Source organism: Rhizobium sp. CSW-27, assembly GCF_018760785.1.
Taxonomy (GTDB): domain Bacteria; phylum Pseudomonadota; class Alphaproteobacteria; order Rhizobiales; family Rhizobiaceae; genus Neorhizobium.
Map to the genome: position 1 here is coordinate 44,576 of NZ_JAHHZO010000007.1, position 13,024 is coordinate 57,599.

Below are 13,024 nucleotides of genomic sequence, written 5' to 3' on the forward strand. Positions count from 1 at the left end.
GGAGAGGGTGATGTCAGGCCGCTGCCATGGCCGGCTTCGCCGCCGTCCGCGCCAGGTCCCGACGCACCAGGAGCACGGCAGTGATGGCAATGGCGGCAAAGCAGGTGACGGAAAGGCCAAGGCCGCGGTAGCCGACAGCCGCAACGATCATGCCGCCAAGCACCGGCCCCATGGCCGATCCGAACATCATCATCGCAGGCGTCGCCGCCACGGCCCGGCCGGTCGTGTCGATGCGGCACAGCAGGCCAAACAGGAAGGTGTGCGTGAAGATGACGAGCGACACGTAAAATACCGCCGGCACCGCATAGGATGCGAAGGCCGTGGAACCCGTCATGCTGAGAGCGCAGACCGCCTGCAGAAGCGGACCGGCAACGCCCACCGCAATCGGTGACAGGTGCTTCTGCAAGACAGCCGCCAGCACGCCCGGCACGAGGTTGACGAACCCCATCACCACCAGGATCAACTGGACGCGCTCCATGCCAAAGCCATTGTCCATCCCGATCCGCTCGACGAAGGAGAAGACCGTCGACTGGTTGAGTGTCAGACAGATGACGGTGAGGATCATCAGCCAGGCGGCCCTGGGCAGCGGTCGGCGCGCGGTCTCGCGGCTCGCCCCGCTGTCGGTTGCCGCCGGAGGCGTCACCTTCGGAAACAGCGCCAGGGAAACGAGGGCGGCAAGCCCCATGGTCGCACCCATGCCCTGGAACAGAACCTGTCCGCCCAGCTTTGCAATCAGCCCCGGCAGGACGGCAAACATGGCAATGGCAAGCAGGCCGAGCGTGACGTTGACCACCCCGAACAGGCGGTGCGGATTGGTCGTCAGGCCGATCGTGCCGTGCGTGACGGAGAGGGCCGCGCCTGCGCCAAGCCCGGCAATCGCATGCAGCAGCAGGAAGGGATAGACGTCGACGGCCGGCGCCTTCAGCCAGGATGCGACCAGAAAGGCGCAGGCCGAGACGGCAAAGCCGCCGGGCACGACGATGCGGTGCGGCAGGCGGTTGAACCGCGGCGCAAAGATGGCGCTCGCCGCCACCACGCCAGCCAGAAAGGTGGTGACGACCAGACCCGCCTGGGGTGCCGTCAGACCGTAGAAATTCATCAGGCTGCCGACCCACAGCGGCAGTGCCGCCAGATCGATCATGCCTGCCATGTGGCAGAGGCTCAGCGTCGTGTAGCTGGCCATGCTGTTCAGCTTGTTCATGTGCTCCTCCGTTGACCGATGGGGCTGCGGCGACGGCGGATCGACCTTCGACCTGGCGATCCTCACGTGCACGAAACTCCGGCCCGTCCGGCTTCTCCTCCCGCCGGCCCGTGACCTGTCGCAAACTTAGCTTTCGTCAAATAACCAAGGAAACAGATTGTATTCATCCAAACCATTGATAGTATCGATACCAGGCGGAAGAGGAGGCAGGCATGCGGCTGGACCGGTTTGATCTCAACCTTCTGGTGGTTCTCGACGTGCTGCTGGAGGAACGGAACGTGACGCGGGCGAGCGAACGCCTGCATATCGGCCAGTCGGCCACCAGCGCGGCGCTGGGCCGTCTGCGCGACTATTTCGGCGACAGCCTACTGGTGCAGGTGGGACGGCGCATGGAACTGACGCCGCTGGCACAGAGCCTTGTGGCACCGGTGCGCGATGCCCTGATGCGGGCGCGTTCGGCGATCGCCATTCGGCCGGTCTTCGAGCCGGCATCGGTGTCGCGCAGTTTCTCGGTTGCCGCCTCGGATTACATGATGGACGTGCTGCTTGCCGAAGTGGTGCGCGGGCTTGCCGCCACCGCGCCCGGCATGCGCCTTGATATCCGCCGCGCGCCGCTGGAGGTGATCGAGGTCTTCGAACGGGGCATGATCGACGTGCTGATCATTCCGGAACAATATGCCAGCCGCCTGCAGCATCCGCAGGTGGAGGTGCTGCGCGACGAGCATGTCTGCATGATGTGCGCCGAGGCGGCCCGCGACATCGCCGCCCTGACGATGGACGCCTATCTCGATCGCGGCCACGTGTCGATCCGGCTGGGCGACGAAACGAGCCTGGCCTTCGAGGAATGGTTCCTGCCGCGCTATGGCCGGCAGCGCCGTGTTGAATGCACCATCGACCAGTTCAGCATCGCACCGCTTCTGGTGATGGGAACCGAGCGCATCGTCACCATGCACCGCCGCATGGCCGAGGAGATGGCGCGGCGCTTTCCCGTGCGGCTGTTTGCAGCCCCCTTCGACATGCAGCCTGTCTGCGAAGTGATGGTGTGGCCGCGCTACCTGGACGAGGACCCGTCGCATCGCTGGCTGCGCGGCGCCATTCTGGAGGCGGCCCGCGCACCGCGAGACGGCAACTGACCGGCGGGGGTAACGGGCATCTGCTGCACAACATCCGTGCACACGCATGCAAGAAGATAGCCTCAAATCCGACTGATATCCTGCGAGACAGTCGCAGAACTCCTGGTGTGCAGCCCATGTAAGAGATCCAGATGGCGGATAAATTTTGCACATAGGTGCAAATTGTCATCGCCCTGTCATCTCGCGGCCTTAACCGTCCCTCGACCGGCGGACGAAGGAAGACGCCCTGCCGCTCGAGATGTTTGACACGAAGAGAAGGAGCCGGAGGATGGTACATGCGCTGGAACCCACCGCTCGCCATCCGGCACCGCTTCAACGTCTTGCACGCATGGTCGCCGTCATGCGGCACGAGCCGGCACTGGCCATCGGCGCTGTTCTGACCCTTGCCTTTGCTTATCTGATCGTTGCGCCGGTGGTTTCGATCCTGCTGCAGGCGGTCGTGGTGCAGCCGGGGGATTCGGCCCGCCTGCATCAGGGGGAGGGGGCATTCACCCTCTATTATCTCGCCCGCGCCTTTGCCTCGCGCATGTCCGGCATCCTGCTCTGGGGACCGCTCGTCCATACGCTGACCATTGCCGCGGGCACCGTGGCACTGTCGGTCAGCCTTGGCGTCGTGCTCGCCTGGCTGGTCAACCGGACGGATCTCGTCGGCCGCGGCTGGTTCGCCACAGCCCTCGTCGTGCCCTTCATGCTGCCCACCTGGACCTTTGCGCTGGCCTGGACCACCATCTTCAAGAACGGCGTCGTGGGCGGTCAGCCGGGCTGGCTGCAGGCCATGGGTTTTGCGACGCCCAACTGGCTGGCCTATGGCACGCTGCCGATCATTGTGATCCTGGTGCTGCATTACACGCCGCTGGTCGTCCTGATCGTCGGCAATGCGCTGCACCGGCTCGACGTGCAGATGGAGGAATGCGCCCGCATCCTCGGCGCAGGCCCGCGAATGATCGCCTTCTCCATCGTGCTGCCGCTGGTTCGCCCCGCGCTTTTGTCCGCGGCGCTGCTGATCTTTGCCGATTGCATCGGCGAATTCGCGGTGCCCTATATTCTCGGCCTGCCGGTCAATTACGACACGCTGTCGACCGGGCTCTACCGGGCGCTTTCCTCACGCCAGACAGGGGTCGCCGCGGTGCTCGCCGGCGCGATCATGATCATGGGTGTCGTCACGCTGATGATCGACCTGCGGATGATGCGCGAGGCGCGCCGTTTCGTCACCGTCGGCGGCAAGGGCGGCCTGCAGCGCCGCCAGTCGCTCGGCCGGCTGCGGCATCTGGCGGCTCTGCTGCCGGCCGCCGTGGTGCTGATCGGCGTGGCGTTGCCGTTGCTGACGCTGTTTCTTTCCACCGTGATGATCCTGCCCGGCCGCTTCACGCCGGATAATTTCACCCTCGACTTCTGGATTGGCAGCAACCTGCATACGGTCGCGCTGCGCAATGGCATCCTGCTGACACCGGAATTCTGGGCTGCCGCCTGGAATACCGTGCGCATCGTCGGCATTGCCGCGGCCATTTCCGGCACGCTCGGCCTGCTGGTCGGTTATGCGGTGCTCAGAAGCCCGGTGCGGCTGATCGGCCAGGTGCTGCGGCAGATCACCTTCCTGCCTTATCTGGTGCCGGGCATCGCTTTTGCCGCCGCCTTCCTGTCATTGTTTGCCGTCAGCCGCGGACCGATCCCGGCGCTTTACGGTACGCCCTTCATCCTGATCCTGGCGCTGGTGGCGGAAAACATGCCCTTTGCCAGCCGTTCCGGCATTGCGGCCATGACCCAGCTCGGCCGCGAGCCGGAAGAGGCGGCGCGCGTTGCGGGCGCCGGTTTCCTCACCCGCATGCGCCGCATCGTCATCCCGATCCAGGCCGGGCCGCTCGCAACCGCAATCCTGCTGCCCTTCATCTCGGGCATCAAGGGCGTCAGCCTCTTCGTCATCCTGGCCGTGCCGGCCACCGACGTGCTGACCACCTATTCGCTGCGCCTGCTGGATTACAACTACGATCAGGCCGCCAATGCGGTGGTGCTGATGATCGCCCTGATTGCCTGGCTTGGAACCGTGCTGATCCAGCGGATCTGCGGCACGGGACTTGCCCGCGGACTGGAGAGCTGACATGCCGGACATCCTTCTTCAAGGCCTGACCAAGACCTATGGCAAGGGCGCGGCCCCTGCCGTCGACGGCGTCAGCCTCACCGTGCCGCACGGCGAATTTCTGTGCCTGCTCGGCCCTTCCGGTTGCGGCAAGACGACGATCCTGCGGATGATCGCCGGCATCGAGCACGCCACGGGCGGCACCATCCTGATGGATGGCGAGGCGGTCGACAGTGTCGATCAGGCGCGTTTCGTGCCGCCGGAGCGCCGCCGCGTTGGCCTCGTCTTCCAGAACTATGCGCTCTGGCCGCACATGACGGTGGCGCGCAATGTGGATTTCGGCCTGCGCCTGCAGAATGTCTCGCCCGCCGAGCGCGAGGCGCGTTGCCGCGACGTGATGACCAAGCTGAAGATCGCCGACTATGCGGAGCGTTATCCGGCCCAATTGTCCGGTGGGCAGCAGCAGCGCGTGGCGCTTGCCCGCATGCTGGCGATCAACCCGGATGTCCTGCTGCTTGACGAGCCGCTCTCCAATCTTGATGCGGCCCTGCGCCTGGAGATGCGCGCCGAACTGCGGCGCATTCACGAAACCTTCGGCACGACGATCATCTTCGTCAGCCATGATCAGTGGGAGGCAATGACGCTGGCGAGCACCATTGCCGTGATGGATCGCGGCCGCCTGCAACAGGTTGGCTCGCCTGACGAGATCTATGCCCGTCCCGCCAATCGCTTCGTCGCCGAGTTCATCGGCAATCCGCGCATCAACATGGTGAACCTCGCGGACACGCCGGCAAGGGCAGGGGAGAGCGTTGCGGCCCATCTTGCCGCGCGCCTTCCGCAGGCCGCGGGCGCAAGCGTCTGCGGCATCCGCCCGGAGGAAATCCGGCTCGTCCCTGAAGTTTCCGGCGATGCGCTGTGCGTCACCGTCGCCGGCATCATGCCGACCGGCGGCAGCTGGGTGATCGAACTGGCGCATGGCGCCGATCGCCTGTTTTTCTCCACCCAGAGCCGCCCGAAGGTGAAGCCCGGCGAACGGATCGGCTGCCTGCTGCCCGACGAGGCGCTGCACCTGTTCGACGCCGAGGGCCGGCGTCTTGCCATTCCCGGCTACGGCCTCTGCGAAGCCGCCTGACACGGTGGCCGCGGCAGGCCGCGGTCGCCAGCATGCCTGGCCGAACATCCGGTCAGTCCCCTTTTCAACCTCAACGGAAGACGACCATGACCTTTTCCATGAAGACCAGCCTTCTGGCATTCGCGGCCTGCCTTTCCGCCGTTTCCGGCGCAACGGCCGCCGAACCTTTCGATCTCGACGCATTGATCGCCGCCGCCCGCAAGGAAGGCCCGATCCATGTCTACGACTCCACCGGCAAGATCGTCGAACAGGCCAAGGCCTTTTCCGCCAAGTATGGCGTGCAGGCGATCGGCACCAAAGCCAAGGCGCCGGATATCCTCGAAATCGTCAGCCGCGAGGCGCAGGCCAAGAACGTGCAGGCCGATGTCGCAATCATCTCCGATGCCCCGGCCGCCCAGGAACAGCTGATCGCCAAGGGCTATGCGACGAGCTGGGTACCCGGTGATCTCGCCGCCGACATTCCGGCCACCTACCAGAACCCGCTGACCGTGATCCTGGCGCCGAATGTCTGGACCTACAACACGGCGCTGAACGCGTCGTGCCCGGTCACCAACATCTGGCAGCTGACGGAGCCGAAGTGGAAGGGCAAGGTCTCGATGCAGGACCCGGTGGGCAAGCCTTCCTATACGGACTGGTTCAACCAGATGGCCAAGCATCACGACAAGGACCTGGCCAAGGCCTATGAGGCCGAATTCGGCAAGCCGCTGCCGGCCGGCGAGGAAAGCGCCACCGCCGCCTTCGTCAAGGCGCTCGCCGCCAATGGCCCGCTGCTGACAGATTCCGATGGTGCGGCAGCCGATGCCGTCGGTGCCCCGGATGTGAAGGAGGCCTTTGTCGGCCTCGTCAGCACCGCCAAGTACCGCGAGAACAAGAACGGCATGAAGCTCGGCATCTGCGCCGGCCTGCAGCCCTTTGCCGGCTGGAGCTATCCCTCGCTCGGCCTGATTGCCAGCGGCTCGAAGAGCCCGAATGCGGCAAAGCTGTTCATCCACTACATGATGACCGCCGAGGGCATTGCGCCCCAGGCCGACGACGGCAAGATGTCCACCAATGTCAAGGTGACGCTGCCGGCCGACGAACCCTCCGGCATCGCCAGGATCAGCAACCAGATCATGGGCTATGACGCCGCGACTGCCGCAGACGACTGGCAGCGCCGGCAGGACTGGCAGGACCTGTGGAGCCTGAACTACAAAAAGTGATCCCCTTCAGGGACGGGCCGTCCGGAACGCTTCGGGCGGCCCTTCAAAATCCGGAAAGACATTCCCTTGACCCATACCCAGACCGACATCCTGGTGCATGCCCAGAGCGCCGAGCACGAGATGGACCGACGCGAGACCGTGCTGCGTGACATCATCCACAGGGCCGGAGCGCTCGCGCTCTCCTGTTATCGCAGCCGCAAGCCGGGCGATTTCAGCCTGAAGGGCCGGCAGGATTTTCTTACCGAGGCCGATGGTCTGGTGGAAGCGCATATCCGCGCCGAACTGGCGATGGCTCTGCCGGACGACGGGCTGCTCGGCGAGGAAACCGGCGGCACGGTGGAGAGGTCGAACCTCTGGGTCGCCGATCCCATCGATGGAACCGCCAATTTCGCCCGCGGCATCGATCATTTCTGCGTCTCTATGGCCTTCGTCCGGAAAGGTGTGATGGAACTCGGCGCCACCTTCAATCCCGTGACGGACGAACTCTATCTTGCAAGGCGCGGCCATGGCGCGACCAAGAACGGCAGACAGCTCTCCATCGCCGCGACGCCGGACCTGGCCCAGGCGACCATCGAGCTCGGCTGGTCGCCGCGCATCGGCAACGCCGCGTACATGAAAACCTTCGCGGCCATTCTGGAAACCGGCGCCAACATCCGCCGCGGCGCCTCGGGCGCGCTGGCGCTGGCCTGGGTCGCCGAGGGCCGCACGGATGCCTATATCGAAGCCCATATGAACGCCTGGGATTGTCTGGCGGGCCTGCTGATGGTGCACGAGGCCGGCGGCCGCATCGGGCTGTTTCCGGCCTCGCATGCCGCCATTGCCGAAGGCGGCCCGATCATTGCTGCGGCCCCCGCCATCGCGGAAGCGCTTTCAGCGGCAATAGCCATGCCGCTTGCTCCGTCTGCTCCCTGACCCAATCGAAAGGCCGACAATACAATGTCTGCGCATGCCACCAAGCACTATCCCCGCCCGCCGATCAGCCTGATCGCCGAAAACCTGCCCGGCTGGGGCATCAATCTCTATGTCGGCGGCTCCGATGGCGCGGCCGATGCGGAGCTTCTGGCCGAACACGGCATCAAGGTGGTGCTGAACTGTGCCGTCAATCTCGACATCGACCTGGTCGATGTGGCGAAGACCGGCGTCTCGACCCACCTTCTGCGGCACGGCGCCGGCCATGTCCGCTATTACAAGCTCGGCCTCGTCGACGGTCCCGGCAATCCCGAGGTGATGATGCTGGCCGGCTACCACCTGCTGCGCTCCCTCCTCGATCAGGAACTGCCGGACAAGCCGTCCTATCCGCTGCGCGAAAAGGGCCATGTGCTGGTCAATTGCCGGGGTGGACGCAGCCGCTCGGTCTCGCTCGTCGCGCTGTTCCTGCATCTGGAATTTCCCGATCGCTATCCGGCGCTCGCCGATGCCATCGCGCATGTGCGGCAGGCCCGATCATTGCATCCGGATGAATGGCATGAGACGCCGAAGCCGGAACTGGTGCATCTTGCCGAACGGGCCGCCGCCATGGCAAAGCTTCTGAAACAGGCAGGCTACGGCCTCTGAGACGGACTGCGGATGACCGGAAAGACGCCGAAGACCATTGCCAGCGCCGCCGAGGTGGCACGCCTTGCCGGCGTGTCCCGCTCCGCCGTCTCGCGCACGTTTACGCCGGGTGCAAGCGTGTCGGAGGAAACCCGCGAACGGGTGCTGGCGGCAGCCGAGCAGCTGAACTACCACGTCAACCATCTGGCACGCGGTCTTTCCACCGAACGCAGCCGGCCTGTGTGCATTCTCGGCGCCGATCTCAACGCCCCCTACCAGTCGAAGCTGTTGGATGCGCTGACGCAGCGTCTGCAACTGGCCGGCCGCGCCGTCATGCTGATCAACACGGCAGGCGGCGAGGCGACCGCCAGTGCAGCACTCCGCCAGACGCTGAACTACCGCGCCTCCGCCACCATCGTCTTGTCCGGCACGCCGCCCGCCTCGCTGGTGGATACCTGCGTCAAGAGCGGCCAGCATGTCATCCTGGTCAACCGCGCCGGCCAGTTTGCAGGCGCCGACCATATTTCCGTCGACCATGCCGGCGCCATGGCGGATGCGCATCACATGCTGGCGCGCGCCGGCTGCCGGCGGCTGGCGGTCATCTCCTCCACCATCGGCTCGCCCAGCCTGACGGCACGCGAGCGCCTGTTTGAGGCCGCAGCAGAGACGGCGGGTCACGAATGCCGCGTGCTGCGCGCCGGTCCGACCAGCTATGCCACCGGTGTGGAGGCGGCCCGCCGGCTGCTGGCGGCCCGCGACAGGCCGGACGGCATCTTCTGCGCGACCGATCTGATCGCCTGCGGCTTCATGGACGCTGCCCGCCAGGAATTCGGCCTTTCCATCCCGCAGGACCTCTGCGTCGTGGGCTTCGACGATATCGAGATGGCCGGCTGGTCGAGCTACCGGCTGACCACCTTCGCCCAACCGCTTGCCGAGATGGCCGAGGCCATCGCCTCCCTGCTGGAGCGATCCGGCGAGGCGGAGCGGACCGAGGCGCACCACCTGTTCGCCGTCCCCCCGGTCTGGCGCGGCAGCGTCCGCCCGGCCAGCATCACGGGCGCGTAAGTGCCGCCTGCACACCGCCGGGCCAGATCCGACAGATAGGTGTTCCGCAGTCGTGTGAAGCGGGCTTCGCGCTGCCCGCTGACCCCTTCAGGCAGACAACCGGCCAAAACTTCGGACGGCACCGTCCTTCAGCCACTGCGCCAGTCTGGCAGTCGATGAGCGGCTTTCGCCACGCTGGGACACGATGAGATAGTAGCAGGCCTGGTCGTCGATACCGAGACGGGAGAGGGCGACGAGGCTGCCGCTTTCGAGATGCGGGCGGATCAGGGCCTCGCGGCAAAGCGCGATGCCGAGGCCGGCAAGGGCGGCTTCCACCGCAAGCGCCGAGCCGGAGAGATAGCATCTTCCCCTTGGGCCCGCTGGACCGCCGTCAAGTCCTGCCATCTCGAACCAGGTGCGCCACATGCGCTTGTCCTCATCCTGAAGGAGTGTCGAGGATGCGATGTCGGCATGACTTTCGATCGGATGGCGGGCCAGGAATGCGGGAGAGCACACAGGCACGGCCCGGCCGGGAATGATGCGGCTTGTGCCTTGCGGAATCTCGCCGCTCAGGGAGAAACCGATGGCGATGTCCGGCTCGGGAGAAACGGGCTGGTCCGATATCTGCTCTTGAAGATAGACGGAGTGGCCGGGATGCGCGGCCATGAAATCGTTGACGGCCAGCAGCAGCCAGTTGGGGAAGACGATCCTGAGTGCGGCGACCGATACCGGCAGATCCTCGCGCATGGTCAGCCGGTCAAGTTCGTGGCGAATGGCCCCGAAGCTTTCATTGATGACGCGGGACAGGCTTTCGCCCGCCTCCGTCAGCACGGCCTGCCGTCCGTCCCGGCGCACCAGCCGTATCCCCGCCCAATCCTCGATCTGCTTCAACTGGTGGCTGACCGCCGAATGAGACACGTTGAGCTCCCGCGCGGTCGCGGTCACGGAACCGCTGTGCAGGAAGGATTCCAGCATGCGCAGAGCACGCAAAGGCGGCAGACGATCCCTAGCCAACGGATTTACCTCAGAAACCAGAATTCATGTGAGCAATATAGACGAACAGCGCAAATTTTATACTTTTTTTGCCGGATTTCTCGACTTAGCCTGCTTGTGACGCAAAATTCGGCGCGCCGCTTTTTGGGGCAGATATGGCTGAGGTGAAGAATGGGTGACGTGGGAACCGGTGCATCGCACGACAGGGCGATGCTGAAACTCGGCATGGCGCAAATGTGCTCGTCCAACACGCATCAGCGCAATATCGAGATGCTGGAAGCGCTTGCTGCGCAGGCGCATGCAGACGGGGTGGAACTGCTGGCACTGCCCGAGGCCTCCGGCCTTCTCAACCGAGATGTCGCCGCGGCCCGGCTGGTGGTGACGGACGAGGCACACGATCCCTTCCTGGCTGCCGCGCGGCGGCTCGCGGCCCGCTACGGGCTGTGGATCCATACGGGCTCCACGCCGCTCTCGCGTGGAGCGGACCAGCGATTCTCGAACAGCAGCCATCTGATCGATCCGTCGGGTGCAACAGTCGCGCGCTACGACAAGATCCACCTGTTCGACGTGAACCTTCCCGGTCAGGCTCCGAGCCGCGAATCGGACCGCTATGCGCCAGGCGGAGAGGCCGTTCTGGCACTCACCCCCTGGGGGGCGTTCGGCATGAGCATTTGCTATGACGTCCGCTTCCCGCATCTTTATCGGGGCTATGCAAAAGCGGGGGCACGGGTGCTCTTTGTACCCTCCGCCTTTGCCATGTCCACAGGTGCCGCCCATTGGGAAACGCTGCTGCGCGCCCGCGCAATCGAAAACGGATGTTTCGTGGTGGCGGCCGCCCAGTGCGGCCAGCACGATGATGGGCGCGAGACCTGGGGCCAGTCCCTGGTGGTGGACCCCTGGGGAAGGGTGCTGATCGACATGGACAAGGAGATCGGCCTGTCCATCGTGGACCTTGACCTTGCCCAGGTCGAGGCCACGCGTCGCTCCGTCCCGTCGCTGGCCAATGAACGCAGCTACGCATTCCATCCGGATGACAAGGAGACGCAACCCGTTTCTGCCGCCTGACCAGGCGCAACATCAACGGTCAGGCTCATGACCGGTCGTATAAACACCTTCAGAGGGAAGCATGCCATGATGAAACGTAGAACCTTCGTTGCTCTCAGCCTTGCCGCTCCCATCGGTGCGGCGCTGCCTCTCGGGGCGGTCCGCGCCGCAGAGGGCGAGCGGCCGGACTTCACCTTCGCCGTCGACAACCTCTGGACCACGCTCGACCCGGTGATCGGCATTTCCACGACCGGCGGGCGTGTCTATGGCAACGTGTTCGACACGCTGATCCGGCGAAACTACGACAAGGACGCGGAAGGCAACACGCTTGTCCCCTGGCTTGCCGAGCGCTGGGAGCAGACCAAGCCGAATGTCTGGACCCTGCATATCCGCAAGGGGGTCAAGTTCCAGAACGGCGATGCCATGACGGCGCACGACGTGGCCTTCTCGCTGTCGGCAGAACGCCTGTGGGGCGACAAGCCGCTTGCGCCGCGTGGCAAGAACTATGCCCGCGGCCTTGTGCGTGTCGAAGCCATAGATGACTTCACCGTCGAACTGGAGACTGCCTTCCCGGATTCGACCTTCGTCAACCGGTTGACGACACCGATCGGCTATGTCCTGCCGAAGGCCTATTACGAGCAGGCCGGTACCGACGCCTTCGGCCAGAACCCGATCGGTACCGGCCCTTACAAGATCACTGAATTCGACCCCTCCAGCCATGCCAAGGGCGTGGCATTCGATGACTACTGGGCAGGCAAGCCGCCACTGAAGAGCGTCACCTGGCAGATCGTGCCTGAATATTCCACGCGCCTTGCCGGCCTTGCCTCCGGCGATTACGACATGATCGTCGATGTCCCCGTTGATCAGTTGAACGAGGTCCGGGCCATGAAGGATGTGGCGCTGATCGTCGCGCAGATCGGCAATTATCCGATGGCGGCCTTCAACACGCTCACCATCGACGGCATGGACGCCAATCCCCTGGTCGATGCCAATCTTCGCAAGGCCATGGTCATGGCGATCGATCGCCCGGCAATCACCAAGGCGCTGTGGGGGGACCTGACGATCACGCTGGCTCCCTTCAACTTCCCGGAATACGGCGCCTATTATGATCCGTCACGCAAGGCTCGGTACGCCTATGATCAGGAAGCGGCCAAGTCCCTGCTCGCAAAGACGAACTACAACGGCGAGACGCTGATCTGGAACATCGTGCGCGGCTTCTATCCCAATTACGAGACGGCGGCCGAATATATGGTCGAGATGTGGCGCGAGATCGGCATCAATGTCCAGCTCAACGTCGTCGACAATTTCTCGCTTGCCTACAAGCGGCCCTTCCACCTGCTGAACATGTCGATGTCCTCGGAATTCACCGGCGATCCCTATCGGCCACTCTGGCTGGACTGGGGGCCATCCTCCAGCCGCGTGACGGCGAGCCATCGCACATGGGTTCCGAGCGAGCCCTTCATCAAGGACGGTGAACGGTTCGAACGGGCGCAGACTTTCGAGGAGAAGAAAGCCGCCTATCTCGATCTGGTCAAGGACTGGGAGGACGTGACCCCCGGCTTCTACCTGTGGCGCAACGTGCAGACTTTCGCAATCTCCGACAAGTTCAAGTGGAACCCGGGCGGCTCGCAGCTGACGATCTTCGACAGCAGCTTCATGACCGTCAAATAG

General features: G+C 64.6%; 11 protein-coding genes. 9 read left to right on the top strand and 2 right to left on the bottom strand.

Going from position 1 to position 13,024, the window contains the following annotated elements; all coding sequences use genetic code 11:
• Positions 1-13 precede the first annotated feature (13 nt).
• Positions 14-1,201, bottom strand: coding sequence for an MFS transporter (locus KLP42_RS14720; RefSeq protein ID WP_215567506.1), 1,188 nt, complete (start codon positions 1,199-1,201; stop codon positions 14-16).
• A 212-nt stretch (positions 1,202-1,413) separates the two neighbouring features.
• Here KLP42_RS14720 and KLP42_RS14725 point away from each other — a divergent pair, with 212 nt between their 5' ends.
• The 7 genes from KLP42_RS14725 to KLP42_RS14755 all read left to right on the top strand — a co-directional run bounded on the left by KLP42_RS14725 (position 1,414) and on the right by KLP42_RS14755 (position 9,337).
• The gene (locus KLP42_RS14725; protein ID WP_215567507.1) at positions 1,414-2,334 is read left to right on the top strand and encodes a LysR family transcriptional regulator; all 921 of its coding nucleotides are present in this window, start codon (positions 1,414-1,416) and stop codon (positions 2,332-2,334) included.
• A gap of 268 nt (positions 2,335-2,602) precedes the next feature.
• The gene (locus KLP42_RS14730; RefSeq protein WP_215567508.1) at positions 2,603-4,429 is read left to right on the top strand and encodes an ABC transporter permease; all 1,827 of its coding nucleotides are present in this window, start codon (positions 2,603-2,605) and stop codon (positions 4,427-4,429) included.
• 1 nt (position 4,430) lies between these two features.
• Positions 4,431-5,540, top strand: coding sequence for an ABC transporter ATP-binding protein (locus tag KLP42_RS14735; protein ID WP_215567509.1), 1,110 nt, complete (start codon positions 4,431-4,433; stop codon positions 5,538-5,540).
• A gap of 86 nt (positions 5,541-5,626) precedes the next feature.
• Positions 5,627-6,739 (top strand): ABC transporter substrate-binding protein, encoded by a 1,113-nt coding sequence (locus KLP42_RS14740; RefSeq protein WP_502941306.1) that lies wholly within the window; start codon positions 5,627-5,629, stop codon positions 6,737-6,739.
• Between the two features lie 66 nt (positions 6,740-6,805).
• Entirely contained in the window at positions 6,806-7,651 is an 846-nt protein-coding gene (locus KLP42_RS14745) for an inositol monophosphatase family protein (protein ID WP_252193009.1), read from the top strand.
• Between the two features lie 24 nt (positions 7,652-7,675).
• Entirely contained in the window at positions 7,676-8,293 is a 618-nt protein-coding gene (locus KLP42_RS14750) for a dual specificity protein phosphatase family protein (protein ID WP_215567510.1), read from the top strand.
• A 12-nt stretch (positions 8,294-8,305) separates the two neighbouring features.
• Positions 8,306-9,337: a LacI family DNA-binding transcriptional regulator gene (locus KLP42_RS14755; RefSeq protein ID WP_215567511.1), complete on the top strand. Its 1,032-nt coding sequence runs from the start codon at positions 8,306-8,308 to the stop codon at positions 9,335-9,337.
• Positions 9,338-9,424: 87 nt separating this feature from the next.
• On the opposite strand, the gene KLP42_RS14760 is transcribed toward KLP42_RS14755, so the two are convergent.
• On the bottom strand, positions 9,425-10,330 hold the full coding sequence (locus KLP42_RS14760; protein WP_215567512.1) for a LysR substrate-binding domain-containing protein: 906 nt from the start codon (positions 10,328-10,330) through the stop codon (positions 9,425-9,427).
• A gap of 150 nt (positions 10,331-10,480) precedes the next feature.
• Between KLP42_RS14760 and KLP42_RS14765 the strand changes: the two genes are divergently transcribed.
• Both KLP42_RS14765 and KLP42_RS14770 read left to right on the top strand, forming a co-directional pair.
• Positions 10,481-11,374: a carbon-nitrogen hydrolase family protein gene (locus tag KLP42_RS14765; protein WP_215567513.1), complete on the top strand. Its 894-nt coding sequence runs from the start codon at positions 10,481-10,483 to the stop codon at positions 11,372-11,374.
• A 66-nt stretch (positions 11,375-11,440) separates the two neighbouring features.
• The gene (locus tag KLP42_RS14770) at positions 11,441-13,024 is read left to right on the top strand and encodes an ABC transporter substrate-binding protein (protein WP_252193010.1); all 1,584 of its coding nucleotides are present in this window, start codon (positions 11,441-11,443) and stop codon (positions 13,022-13,024) included.

Bases quoted from the DNA above. Each gene is read 5' to 3' on its own strand.
- KLP42_RS14720 (WP_215567506.1), bottom strand. From the start codon at position 1,201: ATGAACAAGCTGAACAGCATGGCCAGCTACACGACGCTGAGCCTCTGC.
- KLP42_RS14725 (WP_215567507.1), top strand. From the start codon at position 1,414: ATGCGGCTGGACCGGTTTGATCTCAACCTTCTGGTGGTTCTCGACGTG.
- KLP42_RS14730 (WP_215567508.1), top strand. From the start codon at position 2,603: ATGGTACATGCGCTGGAACCCACCGCTCGCCATCCGGCACCGCTTCAA.
- KLP42_RS14735 (WP_215567509.1), top strand. From the start codon at position 4,431: ATGCCGGACATCCTTCTTCAAGGCCTGACCAAGACCTATGGCAAGGGC.
- KLP42_RS14740 (WP_502941306.1), top strand. From the start codon at position 5,627: ATGACCTTTTCCATGAAGACCAGCCTTCTGGCATTCGCGGCCTGCCTT.
- KLP42_RS14750 (WP_215567510.1), top strand. From the start codon at position 7,676: ATGTCTGCGCATGCCACCAAGCACTATCCCCGCCCGCCGATCAGCCTG.
- KLP42_RS14755 (WP_215567511.1), top strand. From the start codon at position 8,306: ATGACCGGAAAGACGCCGAAGACCATTGCCAGCGCCGCCGAGGTGGCA.
- KLP42_RS14765 (WP_215567513.1), top strand. From the start codon at position 10,481: ATGGGTGACGTGGGAACCGGTGCATCGCACGACAGGGCGATGCTGAAA.
- KLP42_RS14770 (WP_252193010.1), top strand. From the start codon at position 11,441: ATGATGAAACGTAGAACCTTCGTTGCTCTCAGCCTTGCCGCTCCCATC.